The sequence below is a fragment of the Prauserella halophila genome (assembly GCF_024171895.1).
Classification (GTDB): domain Bacteria; phylum Actinomycetota; class Actinomycetes; order Mycobacteriales; family Pseudonocardiaceae; genus Prauserella; species Prauserella halophila.
The window spans coordinates 192,509-206,792 of sequence record NZ_JAMTCQ010000011.1 but is presented as its reverse complement, the minus strand read 5'-3'; the positions used below and the strand labels follow the sequence as shown (position 1 = coordinate 206,792).

Here is a 14,284-nt window from a genome sequence, read left to right as displayed (position 1 = left end):
TTCTGAAACGGCCACCGTTCTGACCTGGCCGCTGTTCTGACCTGGCCGCTGTTCTGACCGGTCCACTGTTCTCAGCCGACCCGCCCCGACCGCGGCCCGTCGATGCGGAGCCGGTTCCGGAACGGAGCGCCGCTTCCGGAAGCGGGGAGGGCGTGGCGCTCCCCGGATTCCGGCGGCCGAGCCGCTAGGTTTCCCGTTCGTGCGTTCCCATTCCTACGGCGACATCATGTCCGGTTCCCGCAAGCGCAAGGTCCCCGACGTGCCCGCGGAGCCGGGCCTCGTCGTCGAAGATCCGGCCAGCGGATTCTGCGGCGCGCTCGTCCGTCTCGAGCACGGCAACGTGGTCCTGGAGGGTCGGGACGGCAACCACCGGGTCTTCCCCCTCGGTCCCGCTGCGTTCCTGCTCGAGGGCAAGCCCGTGACGCTCGTGCCCACGCGGACCCCGCAGCCCGCGACGCCGCAGCGTACGCAGTCGGCGTCCGGATCCGTGCACGTCGACGGTCTGCGCGCCCGGGTGGCGCGCGACTCGCGCATCTGGGTCGAAGGCAAGCACGACGCCGAGCTGGTCGAGCGCATCTGGGGTCACGATCTGCGGGTCGAGGGCGTGGTCGTCGAACCGCTCGACGGTGTCGACGTGCTGTCCGATGCGATCGCCGAGTTCGGCACCGGCCGGGGCCGCAGGCTCGGTGTGCTGGTCGACCATCTGATTCCCGGCAGCAAGGAGTCCCGGATCGTCGAGGGGATCACCGACCCGCAGGTCATGATCACCGGCCATCCGTACGTCGACATCTGGGAAGCGGTCAAACCCGATGTCCTCGGGATCGAGGCCTGGCCCCGGATTCCGAAAGGGGTCGAATGGAAGCGTGGCGTCTGCGATGCGCTCGGCTGGGGCGAGACCTATGAGGGCTGGCAGCGGGTGCTTGCCGCGGTCGGCAGTTTCCGCGACGTCGAAACGCCACTCATCGGGGCGGTCGAACGGCTCATCGACTTCGTCACCGAGCCCGACGGCTGAGGGGGACCCTCCGATTCCGCAGTGCCCGTCTCACTCCTGCCGCACCACACCCGCCGCAGAAGTGAGGCGGCGAGGTCGCAGTCGAGCCGGATGAGGTCACACCTCGATCACGTACTGTGATCCGGTTCATCTCACCGATACGGATCTGGGAGCATGAGCCCATGACAGCGGCGCTCATCTGGCTCATCATCGGCATCGTCCTGATCGTGGCCGAGGTGCTGTCGGGCGACTTCGTCCTGCTCATGCTCGGCGTCGGGGCGCTCGCCGCGGCCGGGGCCGACGCGATCACCGGCAACATCTACGTCGACGTCGCGGTGTTCGCGATCGCCTCGACGGGCATGCTGGGGCTGGTCCGTCCCGCCCTGAAACGCCGCTTCCTGTCCGGTCCCGGCATCAAGACGAACGCCGAAGCGCTGGTGGGAAGTCAAGCGGTCGCGATGTCCGACGTGGACGCGCACGGCGGCCAGGTGAAGCTGGCCGGGGAGCCCTGGTCCGCAAAAGCCCTGACCGAAGGCGACGTCATCGAGGCGGGCGCGCACGTGACCGTCGTGGAGATCCAAGGGGCGACGGCCATCGTGTCCGCCGCGATCTGACACAGGGGCCGCGTCCGGCGCAGCACCTGGAAGTACGGACCGACCCGGCGCCGGTCCGCAAAATCGAACAGCCGCCGATCGGGACGGCGCACGCGCCGCGCGTGCACCCCGCAACCCGGTCCGCACCGTGAAGGGGAGAAACCAGGTGGAGCCAACAGGACTGATTGTTGTCGCCGTCATCGCGTTGCTCGTGATCGTCGTGGTCGCGAAGGCGCTGATGGTGGTGCCGCAATCACAATCGGCCGTCATCGAGCGGCTCGGGCGGTTCCGGATGGTGGCCGGCCCCGGTTTGAACTTCCTCGTGCCGTTTCTGGACAAGGTGCGCGCGAAGGTCGATCTCCGGGAGCAGGTCGTCTCGTTCCCACCGCAGCCGGTCATCACGCAGGACAACCTGACGGTCTCGATCGACACGGTCGTGTACTTCCAGGTCACCGACTCCCGCGCCGCGGTGTACGAGATCTCCAACTACATCGTCGGTGTCGAGCAGTTGACCACGACGACGCTGCGCAACCTCGTCGGCGGCATGAGCCTCGAGGACGCGCTGACCTCGCGTGATCAGACCAACCAGCAACTCCGCGGCGTCCTCGACGAGGCGACCGGCCGCTGGGGCATCCGCGTGGCGCGCGTCGAGCTGAAGGCCATCGATCCGCCGCCATCCATTCAGGACTCGATGGAAAAGCAGATGCGCGCGGACCGGGAGAAGCGCGCCATGGTGCTGACCGCCGAGGGCGAGCGCGAGTCGGCCATCAAGACGGCCGAGGGCCAGAAGCAGAGCCAGATCCTCGCGGCCGAGGGTTCCAAGCAGGCTTCGATCCTGTCCGCGGAAGCGGAGCGGCAGTCGCGGATCCTGCGGGCCCAGGGTGAACGTGCCGCCCGGTACCTGCAGGCACAGGGCCAGGCGAAAGCCATCGAGAAGGTCTTCGCGGCCATCAAGGCGGGCAAGCCGACGCCGGAGGTGCTGGCCTACCAGTACCTGCAGACGTTGCCGCAGATGGCGCAGGGCGACGCGAACAAGGTCTGGATGATCCCGAGCGAGTACGGCCAGGCCCTCGAAGGCTTTGCCCGCAAGCTCGGCGCTCCGGGCGAGGACGGCGTGTTCCGGTACGAGCCGCCCAAGGATGACGACACGGAGATGCCGCCGCTGGAGGACGAGGAGGTCGCGTCCTGGTTCGACACCAAGTCGGACCCGAGTGTCGCCGAGGCCGTGCGCGAGGCCGAGAAGGTCGCGCGCCAGGAGGTCGGCCCGCTGCACGGCACTCAGCAGGCGCCCACCCCGCCGCCCGCGGCGCTGCAGGCACTCGGCGGCGGCGCTTCGTCGCCCGCTCAGCCGGAAGCCGCTGAGAAGGACGAGGCGCCGGAACTTCCTCCGGTGCCCCCGGCCCAGCCTGCCGCGCCGACCCCGCCGCCGCAGCAGGCTCCGCAGCAGCAGCCGCCCGCGGGACCGTCCGGCGGAAACCCGGGGCAGCAGCCGCCGCAGCAGGGTCCGCAGGCGGGTGGACCGCCGCCGCGCCAGCAGTAGGCACAGGCGACTCGCACGAAGGCCGGTTTCCACGTCACCCGTGGGAACCGGCCTTCTGCGTCCGCAGTGGACGTGTTCGCGTCGCCCGGATCGGTCAACGGCGCACCCGGTACCGCAGGTGAAGCACCCGGTTCCCCTGGATCACCACGTCGGGATCCTCGAGCAGGTGCTGGGCCTCGACCGACCCGAAGTAGCGCTTGCCGGACCCGAGCACGACGGGTGCGACGTCCATGCGCACCTCGTCGACCAGGCCCGCGGCAAGCACCTGGCCACCCACGTCGCCCGCGGCGATGTTGACCGTGCGGTCACCCGCAAGGTGCTGCGCCGTGGTCACGGCCGCCTCGATGCCGTCGACGAAGTGGAACGGCGCCTCGCGATCCCACCCCTCGGGTGCGGGCCGGTGCGTCACGACGACCGCGTGGTCCACCCCGCCCGGAGACTCTCCGCCCCAGCCACCGGTCATGTCGAAGACGTGGCGGCCGAAGATCGACGCTCCGATCTCGTCCCAGTACGACCGGATGTACTCGTGGGACGTCCGCGACACCGTGAGTTCTCCGCCCTCGTCCAGCGGGACGTCACCGTTGAAGTACCAGTCGAACAGCGGTCCCGGCCGGTCGTTCTCGTCCGCGACGAAGCCGTCCACCGACACCACGTTGTACATGACCACCTTGCCCACGGGGCTCTCCTTTCCGCTGTCTCGGGACGGCCCCGAAACTAGGTGTGTCGGGAGGTACCGCGCTTGTACGAAATCAATCGGCGGGCAGCGGCCAACCGTCCAGTGCGTGACCGGGATGGTCACGCAGGAACTGCCGCCGGGCTTCCAGATACCGGGTAGGAGTGAGCCCGGTGAACGCCCGGAACTCGTGGCCGAAGTGGGCCTGGTCGAAATAGCCTGCGCCGGCGGCGAGTTCTCCCCAGTCGATCGGTTCGGCGGGGTCGATCGGGAACGCGGTGGAGAAGAAGCGGTAGGTGCGAGCCAGCCGCTTCGGCGTGACGCCGACGAGCTCCTTGAACCGCTGTGCCAGATGAGTGCTGCTGACACCGGCCGCCGCTGTCAGGTCACGGATCGCCACCGTCCCGCCGGTCGCCGCGACGGCATTGCCCGTGTGGCGGACCAGCCCCAGGCCGACGGTCTCGCACAGCCGTCGCATGAGCTCTTCCTCGAGGAGTGTCAGCATCTCGTGCGGCCCGCGAGCCGTGGCCAGCCGCTCCTGTAGTTCAGCAACGGCGGGCCGACCCCACACCTGCTCCACCGCCACCGGCCGGTCCCGCAGCTCGGCCGCGGGCATCGGCAGGAACGGCGCCGTCCCCCACGGCTTGAAATGCACGCCGACGGTGCGGGTCCGAAGTGGGTAGCCGAACGCCCACGCGCGGGTGGGCATGGTGACCACGCAGCCGTCGGCATACTCGGCCGTATCGATGTCGGCACCGGCGCGGATGCGCAGGTGGTCCCCGAGGTTGAGGACGAGCAGCGCCGACGGCGCGGGCGGCAGCGTCAGCCGGGCGTACGGCGGCGCGCCCTCCAGGTAATAGAGGTCGTCGATCAGCCCGTCCAGCGGCGGCCGAGGCACTCTGGACACGTACTCCACGTCCACAGCATCGCCGACCGCAGCCGCGACGGTCCACCCGCGCCGCGTCCGCGGCATCTCCCCGGTGGAGACGGTGGCCAGGGAACCGCCGTCCGGCCCGCCATGCGCTACGGTCGATCCCGATGAGCGAGCATCCGGTTCCCCTCACGCAGTCGGTGTGGGCCGGGACCGATCCGTGGCCCGGGACGTCCGATCCGGCAGCGTTGCTCGCGGCGATCGCGGACTGGCTCACCGGGTACGGCAACGTGCAGACCCGCCGGACCTACGCCGAGGGCCTGGGGCTGCCCGTCACGAGCGCCGACGTCGAGCAATGGGTCCGGACCACCGAGACCGGCACCACTGAGACCACCACACGGACCGGCGTCGACACGCCATCGCCGACGGTGTCCACACCGGACACCGCACCCCGGGATTCCGAGCTCCCGCACTTCACGGCGCCGGGGAACGGCTCGCCGGGACATGACTGGCGCGCTGCGGTGGCTGCCTATGCGGCGGCCCTGCAGTTGACGCCGCACGGTGCCGACGGTCCGGTCCGGCGTCCGCCCCCGGCACCGCGCGGCCGATTGCGTGCGGTGCACTGGTTCCGGTGGTGTGCCTCCCGACAGCTGGATCCGGTGCAGGTCACGAGCGGCCACGTGAAGGCGTGGCTCGAGGCCGTGGCCACCGCCGGCGCGGCACCGTCCACTCGCGACCGTCTGCTCGCGACCGTCAAGACGCTGTACGCCTCCTTCGCCGAGGCCGGCCTCGTCACGGGGAATCCCGCGGCGCTGAGCAGACGGCGACTCGGCCTGACCACGGCGGCAACGAGCACCTCGGCCACCGTCACGTTGACCGGCAGGCAGGTACGCGCCCTGCACACCGCGGCCGCGGCGCCGCGCAGGGGAGCGGGCGCCGTCGACACCGCCCGCGCGGCCGCGATCGTCGCGCTGTTCACCCTGGGGCTGCGGGTGAGTGAACTGTGCGGGCTCGACGAGTCCGATCTGCACGTCACGCGCGGGCGCCGGGCGCTGCGGGTGCACGGCAAGGGCGGCAAGACGCGCATCGTGTACCTGAGCGAACCCGCCGACGCCGCACTGACCGAATACCGGCTGCGCGTGCGGGACGCCGCAGCTTCGAGGGGGACGTCGGCGTCCCGCGAGACGGCGCTGCAACGGGAGCACACCGGCACCGCCGACGACCGGCCGTTGCTGTGCACCCGCACGGGGCGGCGGTTCCAGCGGCAGGCGATCTGGCAGCTGCTGCGCCGGGTCGCCGTGTCGGCGGGTCCGGAGCTGGCCGAGGTCGCCGACGCCATGCATCCGCACGCACTGCGGCACTTCTACGTCACCACCGCGGTCGAAGCCGGTGCAGATCTCGCCCACGTGCAGGGCGACGTCGGGCACAGCAGCATCGACACCACGCGCAAGGTCTACGACCACGCCGCGCCGGATCCCCAGCGCAGCGCCGTCGACCTCGTGGCAGGCACCTGGTACGAGGGATCCGAGCGGGACGTCGCATCCGACGACGGCGAGGCGGAACCGGACCGACCGTCGGCATGACCACGACGCCCTGGCTGCCAACGTCGGCCGAGCTCGCGTCCCACACGAAGGTGAGCACGGAGCTCGTGGCCGCTGCCGAATCGCTCAACAAAGCTGCACTGCTGCTCAGCGACTGCGGAATGGCCGACCGTGCCAGAGAGCTGTGCTGGCGCCAGTTCGACCTGTTTCGCTCCCACAGCCCTCTCGCGCCGCGAACAGCGAAGCTCGCCCTGCAGCCACTGGTCAATATCGGGCGACTCCAGATCCGCACCGGGGACGAGCATCGCGCACACGAGCTGTTCACCGGCCTCTATCAGGCCATGCGGGGCGGCGCTGCCATCCGCATCGACGACCGGGTCGTCGACACCGCAAACCTCCTCGACGACCGGGAGCGGCGGTCGGAGCTGGTTCGGTTCCTGTGGACGGTGCTGCTCGCCGACGGCACGCGCGCACTGACTCGCGCTGGACGATGGGAACACGCACTCGCGCACATCGAATGCCACCGCGGCATCGGTGAGAGACTGCTCAACGGCAGACAGGTCGCCATCATCACCGGCATCGTCAACGGTGACCACGACCATGCGCTCGAACTACTCGACCGCAGCGGCACACACGAACCCTGGGAACAGGCCATCGCCGACTGCCTGGCCACCCTGTGCCTCACACTCGCGGGCCGCGACACTCAGCTGGCCGAGCACCGGATGCTCGAGCACTACCTCGACCTCGGCACCACCCCTCCAGTGTTCCGATGCCGGCTCGGTCTCGTGGTACTCGACCTCCTTCGTCACGCACCGGCCGCCCCAATCGCTGCCAACATCACCCAGCAAGCGATCAGCGCGGGCGATGCCTACGTTGCCCGTGACGTAGACACACACCGCACCTGCATGGTCGGCACTTCCGCGGCGACCCGACAGCAGATGTCCACCATCGTCACGGATGGCGGCCTCGGCCACGACCCCTACCTCCCCGCAGCCTTACTCGACACGATCACCGACGCCGCGGCCGCCAGTGAGGAAGGTATGTCCCGCTTCCTGCGTGGCGGTTGCCGATGACACTGCTGGATGCCGGATCGCCAGCCAGTTCGCCACCCACTGATCCGGTTGCGAAGCCGCACCATCCACCCGAACGCAACGATGCCGGTGTCCCGCATGCGGGACACCGGCATCGTTTCCGTTACTTGGAAGTCAGGCGAGGTATTGGTCGTAGTGGCCGGCCTTCGCGTCGGCCACGAACGCTGCGAGTTCTTCGGGCGTGTAGACCTGTGTACGCGCCCGGCGTTCCTCTGTGGGGAGCTTGTCGTCCTGGAAGCTGATGAACCCACCCGCGGACGCGACCGTGATGCAGCTACCGCTGGCCCCGCTGGCCAACGGCTTGGCGTGCGGTGCGTGTACGAGCTGGGCGTAGAGCTCGTCCGTCAGCTGCTGGTAAGGGTTGTGTGTCATTCCAATTCCTTCTTTACGGTCTGCAGCCTGTCCAGGGTTGCCCGTGCCGACAGGGCCTGGGCGAGAGCTGCATTGTGGGTGTATGTCACCGACTTGATCGACTCTTTGTCCTCGTAGATCGCTGCACCGAGATCACTGTCGACTTGCGCTACCTCCGCGTCTTCGTCGTCAGGGAACCCGAAGATGACGAAACCTCCGATGCCAGGCCATGGCCCCGACTCGAAGGGCAGCACGTGAACCGCCTGGTGACCTTCCTCTGCTACCTCGCACAACTTCTCGAGTTGCGCTCGTAGCACGTTCGGGCCGCCGACCTGGTGATACAGCGTGGATTCCGCCAACACCGCGGTCAGGCGCCCGAAGCCTTTTTCGGCCAGTCGCTCCTGTCGGCGCATGCGCAGCTCGACCAGATCCTCGACAGCTGTCGGCCGGATCCACGCACGGGCCGACTCGACCACAGCCCGGGCGTAGTCCTCGGTCTGCAGCAGGCCCTGCACGAACACCGCGTCGTAGGTGCTCAACGTTGTTGCATCGTCGCCGAGCTCGACCATCAGCTCGAGTGATGACGGCAGGTACGGGTTGTACTTGCTCCACCATCCAGGTGTTTCGGCCGAAGCTCGCAGGTCCTCGAGTTTCTCGACCGTCTCGTCCGGCATGTCGAGGACGAACATGATCCGTGCGAGCTGGTCGGCGTCGAGCCGCGCGTTTCCCGCCTCGATCTTGGAGATCTGGCCCTGGCTGATGCTGGTTCTCTTCGACTGGTCAACGTTGAGCGCTTCGCAGGGTTGACCTTGGCTGAACCCGGCAGACTCGCGGATCTTGCGCAGCTGCTGCCCCAGCCTTCTGGCCCGGATCGTCTTACGCGCCACCTCGTGCTCCTGCTCTCTCACGTGATCACCCACTCCTGCCTGTCAACAGACTCACCCAGTTGGCCGACTGGCGGCGCTGGAATAATTCCGACATGATTCCACATGTGGCCGGAATGGGTCTGGTCACAGAGTAGCGCCGGGTGGCTCACAGGGGAGGACCTCCCCTCACTCCACTGGTCGAGCCACCCCGGTGCCGCAAGAGAAGCGGCGCCCTGGCCGTGACCCCGACACCGGCCAGGGCGCCGTACACCACGGAGAGAAGTCGCATGGGTGAGACCGACGAACCGCAGGGCAGTGGCGATGAGCGTGTGATCAGCACGCCCGAGGAATTCGCGGCCGCCGTCGGCAACTGGATGTCCGACCGGAACACCAACGATGCGGACATCAGCCAGTTCATCGCCAACACGGTCGCTGAGGTTCGACAGTGGCGGGACCAGCGCTACCAGCACCAACGCCCGGTCGGTGAGGACCTCGGAACGTCACAGGTGGGCGGTGACGACGACCTTCCTCGGCGCGCCTCCTTCTCCGGCGTGCTGCTGCCACAGCCGCTCGAGCCGCTGCATTTCGAGACCAACCCCGACGTGCTGCAACGCGTGCTCGAGGGGCTCTACAACCTGCCGATCGATCCCGGAGGTGCACCGTGACCACCCTCGACCTGTCTGTTCCGAACACCGAGTTCCCAACGCTCGACCTCGACCTGGACCAGGCACCGTTAGCACCGGCGCTCTATCTGTCCACGTTCGAAGCCCGGGATTGGCCGGCCGCGCTGGCGGTCGCGCTGCCTGACGTGGTGTACGCGGCCCGTACGACGGGCCGGTCCTGCGCCCAGCACGAGTTCATCGACACAGCGACGTTCGCGGCGGTGAGACTGGTGCTCACCTACGACGTCCACGACCGCCAGGTCGTCGCCGCTGTCGCTGAGGCCGGCACGGGAGGGTTGTGGGACCGCATCGTGGCTGCGGCAACGGACTGGAATCAGGCTGGACGCCCACCGGCCGAGGTCTGGTCTCCGCGATGACCTGCGCGGCATGATCAGTTCAGGAACCCGGTGAAAGGAGACCGGCGTGCGCCGTCGCCTCGCTGCTGGACTACTCACTCTGCCGCTCGTCGCGGGCGTAACCAGTGCTGTGTATCAGCAGCTGGCCGAACGCCGGGATTCTCGACGATTTCCTCCGCCTGGCGAGTTGGTCGATATCGGCGGCCGGCGCCTGCACATCATTCGGTCTGGGACGGGGAGTCCCACGGTGGTGGTGATGCCAGCGTTGAGCACCCCGGCTGCCGAATGGGTCCGTGTCCAACGCGCTCTGAGTCGGCAGACCGACGCAACGGTCGTCCTGGTCGACCGGGCGGGCATCGGTTGGAGCGACCCAGGCCCGTGGCCGCGCAGCCTGAGCGCGATGGCCGACGAACTCGACGCCCTGATCACGGCACTGGACCTCGACGATCCGGTGGTTCTGGTGGGGCATTCCGTGGGCGGGTTGATCGCGCGGTTGTTCACTGCTCGACATCCCGAACGTGTCGCACACCTGGTCCTGTCCGATTCCAGTCATGAGGACCAGAACCGGCGTCTCCGCGAAGCCGACCCCAGCGTCGGAGATCACGAGCTCTGGGCACACGCCGCCCGGTGGCGCCTTCGGGCACTGGGGTGGCACCGACTGCGCCTCGCGCTCGGCGGACGGCCCGAGATCCGACAGACCGCACGGCGCGAAGTCCCGCCTGACCTCGTCGACGCCCACCTCGCCCTCTCGCTCACCGGCCGACACCGGCGCGCCGTCGTCCAAGAGTTCGCCGGCCTGCTCCTCGGCCGGAAGTCGATGGCCGCAGCCCGCGATCTGGGTGACCTCCCGATCACTGTGATCACCGCTGGTCCGCATGGCCGGGAGGTCTGGTACCCGGTCTGGCGCGACCTTCAGTCCGAGTTCCTGACGATGTCGCACGCCAGCCGCCTGATCGACACGCCCCACACCGGCCATCACATCAACCATGACGATCCGACCCTGCATGCCCAGCTCATCCGCGAAGCGATCGACGAAACCCGGCGTCGCCGGACCGACAGGCCAGGAGACAAGGGATGACTGTCGACGCAGCCCGGAGTGGACGGCCGCGGATCGAACGGTCCGGCGGCGTTCAGGAAGCGGCGACGGTCGACCACATGCCGTTCGATTCCGGTGCGTGATGGGTGACGGTCAACCCGGCGGCCTCGATTCGCTGGACGAGCGTGTCCGGTGCGATCCGCAGCTTCGGATAACTGCTCTTGTGCAGTTCCCAGCCTTCGGCAGTGCGGGTGTAGACCAGGTCGTTGACGGTCACGGTCTCCGGGGTGTCGTAGTCGAGGGCGCACAGCATGATCCGCTCGTCGTCGCTGCGCACCGGCAGAAATCGGTCGGTTCCGGCGAGCTCCTGGGTCAGGTCCCGGTACGTCAGCAGGAGCTTCCCGCCGGTGGCCAGCGACGAAGCCACGCGAGTAAGAAGCAGGTCCACCGCGTCGAGGTCGGACAGATGCAGGAGCGTGTCGCGCATGCACACGACGACGTCGACGGAACCGCGCGCGGCCATCTCAGGGAGCGCGTCGAGAAGGTCGCCGTGACGCGTCCGTACCGCAGGACGTGAGCGGGCAAGGTGGGCGAGCTCGTCGAGGAGTTCCTGACTGGTGTCGACCCCGACGACGGTGCCGAATCCCATGTCGGCCAAGGCCAGGGTCTGCGGGCCCGGGCCGCACCCCAGGTCTACCGCCACGCTCGCTGCGGATGGCGCGCCGAGCCCGAGTTTCTCGAGCAGCTGACGGTCCTGGGTTGCGACCTGCTCGATGTCACCACCCAGCATCCAGCTGTAGTGCGAAGCCAACAGATCACGATAGTGAGCGGCTACACCCATGGTCCCTCCCAGATCATTCGAACGCCGCCGCCACCGTAATGGGACACCGGACACCGAAACACCCACACGCCGCCGCCTGGACACGTCCGTCGCTCCACACCGGTTGCCGACGTTGTTCGTCGACGCGAATGGTCGCCACTGATCACCGGAGCCGACACACCGACGCGGGACGGAATCGTGGCCGTCAGCGACGAGTGGTGGCGGCGGGCCGGTCGCCCGGATGCGAGGTGTGACGGGGGCGGACGGCCAGCGTGATCACGGGCAGCAGTGCGACGGCCAGTACACCTCCGGCCAGGGACAGCACGGTGTAGCTGCCGGTGGCCACGACCAGACCGGAGGCCAGACCGCCGCCGGCTCCCGCGACGGCGATGGCGACGTCGACCAGGCCTTGAGTCTTGGCGCGGGTGGCCAATGCCGTGTTGTCGGTGATGATCGCGGTGCCGCTGACGAGTCCGAAGCTCCACCCCAGTCCCAACAGGCCGAGTGCGACCGACAGCAGCGGGACCGACTCCGGTGGCGAGAACCCGGCGACCAGTCCTGCCGCCAGGAGGGTGAGGCCGGAGGCGCGGGCGAGGGGCATCCGGCCGTAGCGGTCGACGAGGTATCCGCTCAGCGGTGACGGCAGGTACATCGCGGCGACGTGGACGGCGATGACGACTCCGGCGGCGCCGACGGTGTGGCCGTGGTGCTGCATGTGGATCGGGGTCATGGTCATGATCGCGACCATGACGAGTTGGGCCAGCACCATCACGGCGGCGCCGAGCAGAATGCGGCGCCGGTCGTCGCCGCCACGGCCGGTGGCCGCGACGTCCGGGTCCGGGAGGTCGTCGGGGGCCGGGTCGGCCAGGGCACGCGCGGTGAGCAACGGGTCGGGGCGTAGCAGTGCCCAGAGCACGATCGCAGCGGCGCTGTAGGCGACCGCGGCCAGCAGGAAGGGTCCGGCCAGCGATGGAATGTTCCAGGTCTGCGCCAGTGTGCCCAACGGTGTGACCAGGTTGGGGCCGACGACGGCACCGAGCGTCGTGGCCACCAGCACGGCGCTGAGGGCGCGGGCACGGTGCGCGGGTGTCGCCAGGTCGGCGCCGGAGTAGCGGGCTTGCAGGTTGGTGGCGGTGCCCGACCCGTAGAGCAGCAGTGCGGCGAACAGCAGCACGACGCTGTCGACGGTGGCGGCGACCACGACGCCCACGGCGCCGAGAGCTCCGACCGCGTAGCCGGCCGCGAGGCCCACACGGCGTCCCCGACGTTGGGAAGCGCGTCCGATCAGGGCGGCGGCCAGTGCCGAACCCGCGGTGAACAGGGCGGTGGGCAGGCCGGACAGGCCCGTGGTGTCGAGCATGTCTTCGGCCAGCAGCGCCCCGACCGTGATGCCCGCCGCCAGCCCCGCACCGCTGAGAATCTGCGCAGCGACGAGGACGGCGAGGACGCGTCGTTGGGCAGGGTGCAGCGCGGCCGCGGTCGCAGAACTCATCCCGCTCCCTCCGGGGAAAGTGGTGGATCAGGAAGCGGTGACGGGCATACCGTCGCGGCGCCATTCGAGGATGCCGTCCTCCAGTAGCGCGGCGTCGTGCCCGCGGTCCTGCAGCAGCCGGACCGCGTCGTAGGACAGCACGCAGTAGCGCCCGCGGCAGTACGCGACGACCTCGACGTCCGGCGGGATCTCGGCCAACCGTTCGGCCAGCTCCGCGAGCGGGATCGAGACCGCTCCGGGCACGTGTCCGCCGCGGTACTCCTCGACCGGGCGCACATCCAGCACCAGTGCCCGGCCCTCCTCGGCGGCGCGGAGCAGTTCCTCGCGGCCGACCGTTCTGATGTTCTCGGTGTCGAGATACGCCCGGCGAACGGACTCGACCTCGGCACGGTGGTTGTCGGCGACCTCGCACAAGACCGACAGCAATCCGGCCACGTCGGCACCGGCCAGCCGGTACCGGACGCTCGTTCCCTGTCGGCGGGTGGTCACCAAGCCGGCTTCGTGCAGTATCTGCAGGTGAGCCGAGGCGGTGGTGAGCTTGAGCCCGGCCGCCTCGGACAGCTCCCGGACGGGACGTTCGCCCTGGGCGAGCAGTTCCAGCAGTTCCAGGCGCTTGCCGTGCGCCAGGGCCTTACCGGTGCCGGCGACGGCGTCGTACAGATCGGTCTTGTCGATGGCCATACGTGGCATTGTTCCATAAATCCATGGAACAATGCCACATATGGCCTCGAACCTGCACCAGGACCAGCAACGCCACTGGCAGTCGGTCTACACGGAGAACCCGGAGATGTACGGCTGGCACCCCTCCGAGCCCGCCCGGCACGCGGCCGAGTTCTTCGGTGCCTCGGGTGCCGAGTCGGTACTGGAACTCGGGGCCGGCCACGGCCGGGACGCACTGCACTTCGCGCGTGCGGGCTTCACGGTGCACGCCACTGATTTCAGCGGCACCGGGCTGGATCGACTCCACGCTCAGGCCGCCCACGACGGAGTTGCCGAGCGGGTACGGACCACGGTGCACGATGTCCGCGACCCGCTTCCGTTTCCCGATGCGTCAGTGGACGGCGTGTTCGCGCACATGTTGCTGTGCATGGCGTTGTCCACGCAGGAGATCCGCTCCGTCGTCGCCGAGATCGAACGGGTGCTGCGACCGGGGGCAACCCTGATCTACACCGTCCGGCACACGGGCGACGCCCACTACGGCGCCGGCACCTCTCATGGCGACGACATCTACGAACACGGCGGCTTCGCCGTGCACTTCTTCTCCCGTGAACTGGTCGACGACCTGGCTCGCGGCTGGCAACTGCGCGAGGTTCAGTCCTTCACCGAAGGGGAGTTGCCGCGGCGGTTGTGGCGGATCACCCAGACCAGGCCGCGGCTTGGCCGGTGAAGCAAGGCTGTGCA

Annotated in this window: 16 protein-coding genes; 9 read left to right on the top strand and 7 right to left on the bottom strand. The window is 68.9% G+C overall.

Annotated features, from left to right (window positions below):
- The first annotated feature begins 199 nt into the window (after positions 1-199).
- The 3 genes from LY41_RS15850 (at position 200) to LY41_RS15840 (ending at position 3,124) form a co-directional block, all read left to right on the top strand.
- The gene (locus LY41_RS15850; RefSeq protein ID WP_253864798.1) at positions 200-1,012 is read left to right on the top strand and encodes a DUF3097 domain-containing protein; all 813 of its coding nucleotides are present in this window, start codon (positions 200-202) and stop codon (positions 1,010-1,012) included.
- A 161-nt stretch (positions 1,013-1,173) separates the two neighbouring features.
- The gene (locus tag LY41_RS15845; RefSeq protein WP_253864797.1) at positions 1,174-1,605 is read left to right on the top strand and encodes an NfeD family protein; all 432 of its coding nucleotides are present in this window, start codon (positions 1,174-1,176) and stop codon (positions 1,603-1,605) included.
- Positions 1,606-1,822: 217 nt separating this feature from the next.
- Entirely contained in the window at positions 1,823-3,124 is a 1,302-nt protein-coding gene (locus LY41_RS15840; RefSeq protein ID WP_253865057.1) for an SPFH domain-containing protein, read from the top strand.
- A gap of 94 nt (positions 3,125-3,218) precedes the next feature.
- Here LY41_RS15840 and LY41_RS15835 read toward each other — a convergent pair whose 3' ends face one another.
- Complete coding sequence (locus LY41_RS15835) at positions 3,219-3,800, bottom strand: dihydrofolate reductase family protein (RefSeq protein WP_253864796.1); 582 nt, start codon at positions 3,798-3,800, stop codon at positions 3,219-3,221.
- A 73-nt stretch (positions 3,801-3,873) separates the two neighbouring features.
- A complete protein-coding gene (locus LY41_RS15830; RefSeq protein ID WP_253865056.1) occupies positions 3,874-4,695 on the bottom strand; it encodes an AraC family transcriptional regulator in 822 nt (273 codons plus the stop codon).
- Between the two features lie 140 nt (positions 4,696-4,835).
- Here LY41_RS15830 and LY41_RS15825 point away from each other — a divergent pair, with 140 nt between their 5' ends.
- Both LY41_RS15825 and LY41_RS15820 read left to right on the top strand, forming a co-directional pair.
- Entirely contained in the window at positions 4,836-6,251 is a 1,416-nt protein-coding gene (locus tag LY41_RS15825) for a tyrosine-type recombinase/integrase (RefSeq protein ID WP_253864795.1), read from the top strand.
- Complete coding sequence (locus tag LY41_RS15820; RefSeq protein ID WP_253864794.1) at positions 6,248-7,282, top strand: hypothetical protein; 1,035 nt, start codon at positions 6,248-6,250, stop codon at positions 7,280-7,282. The genes LY41_RS15825 and LY41_RS15820 overlap by 4 nt, the downstream gene beginning before the upstream one ends.
- A 132-nt stretch (positions 7,283-7,414) precedes the next feature.
- Here the strand turns inward: LY41_RS15820 and LY41_RS15815 are convergent, their stop codons facing one another.
- Positions 7,415-7,672: a hypothetical protein gene (locus LY41_RS15815; RefSeq protein WP_253864793.1), complete on the bottom strand. Its 258-nt coding sequence runs from the start codon at positions 7,670-7,672 to the stop codon at positions 7,415-7,417.
- Positions 7,669-8,559 carry a helix-turn-helix domain-containing protein gene (locus tag LY41_RS15810; protein ID WP_253864792.1) on the bottom strand — a complete coding sequence of 297 codons (891 nt, stop codon included), beginning with the start codon at positions 8,557-8,559 and terminating at the stop codon, positions 7,669-7,671. The genes LY41_RS15815 and LY41_RS15810 overlap by 4 nt, the downstream gene beginning before the upstream one ends.
- A 245-nt stretch (positions 8,560-8,804) precedes the next feature.
- Here LY41_RS15810 and LY41_RS15805 point away from each other — a divergent pair, with 245 nt between their 5' ends.
- From LY41_RS15805 to LY41_RS15795, 3 genes are all read left to right on the top strand, one after another.
- Entirely contained in the window at positions 8,805-9,182 is a 378-nt protein-coding gene (locus LY41_RS15805) for a hypothetical protein (RefSeq protein ID WP_253864791.1), read from the top strand.
- Positions 9,179-9,556 (top strand): hypothetical protein, encoded by a 378-nt coding sequence (locus LY41_RS15800; protein WP_253864790.1) that lies wholly within the window; start codon positions 9,179-9,181, stop codon positions 9,554-9,556. The genes LY41_RS15805 and LY41_RS15800 overlap by 4 nt, the downstream gene beginning before the upstream one ends.
- Positions 9,557-9,722: 166 nt before the next feature.
- The gene (locus tag LY41_RS15795; protein WP_253864789.1) at positions 9,723-10,613 is read left to right on the top strand and encodes an alpha/beta fold hydrolase; all 891 of its coding nucleotides are present in this window, start codon (positions 9,723-9,725) and stop codon (positions 10,611-10,613) included.
- Between the two features lie 52 nt (positions 10,614-10,665).
- On the opposite strand, the gene LY41_RS15790 is transcribed toward LY41_RS15795, so the two are convergent.
- The 3 genes from LY41_RS15790 to LY41_RS15780 all read right to left on the bottom strand — a co-directional run bounded on the left by LY41_RS15790 (position 10,666) and on the right by LY41_RS15780 (position 13,564).
- Entirely contained in the window at positions 10,666-11,412 is a 747-nt protein-coding gene (locus LY41_RS15790; protein WP_253864788.1) for a class I SAM-dependent methyltransferase, read from the bottom strand.
- Between the two features lie 184 nt (positions 11,413-11,596).
- On the bottom strand, positions 11,597-12,883 hold the full coding sequence (locus LY41_RS15785) for an MFS transporter (RefSeq protein WP_253864787.1): 1,287 nt from the start codon (positions 12,881-12,883) through the stop codon (positions 11,597-11,599).
- A gap of 27 nt (positions 12,884-12,910) precedes the next feature.
- On the bottom strand, positions 12,911-13,564 hold the full coding sequence (locus LY41_RS15780) for an ArsR/SmtB family transcription factor (RefSeq protein WP_253864786.1): 654 nt from the start codon (positions 13,562-13,564) through the stop codon (positions 12,911-12,913).
- 40 nt (positions 13,565-13,604) lie between these two features.
- Here LY41_RS15780 and LY41_RS15775 point away from each other — a divergent pair, with 40 nt between their 5' ends.
- The gene (locus LY41_RS15775; protein ID WP_253864785.1) at positions 13,605-14,270 is read left to right on the top strand and encodes a class I SAM-dependent methyltransferase; all 666 of its coding nucleotides are present in this window, start codon (positions 13,605-13,607) and stop codon (positions 14,268-14,270) included.
- Positions 14,271-14,284: the final 14 nt, after the last annotated feature.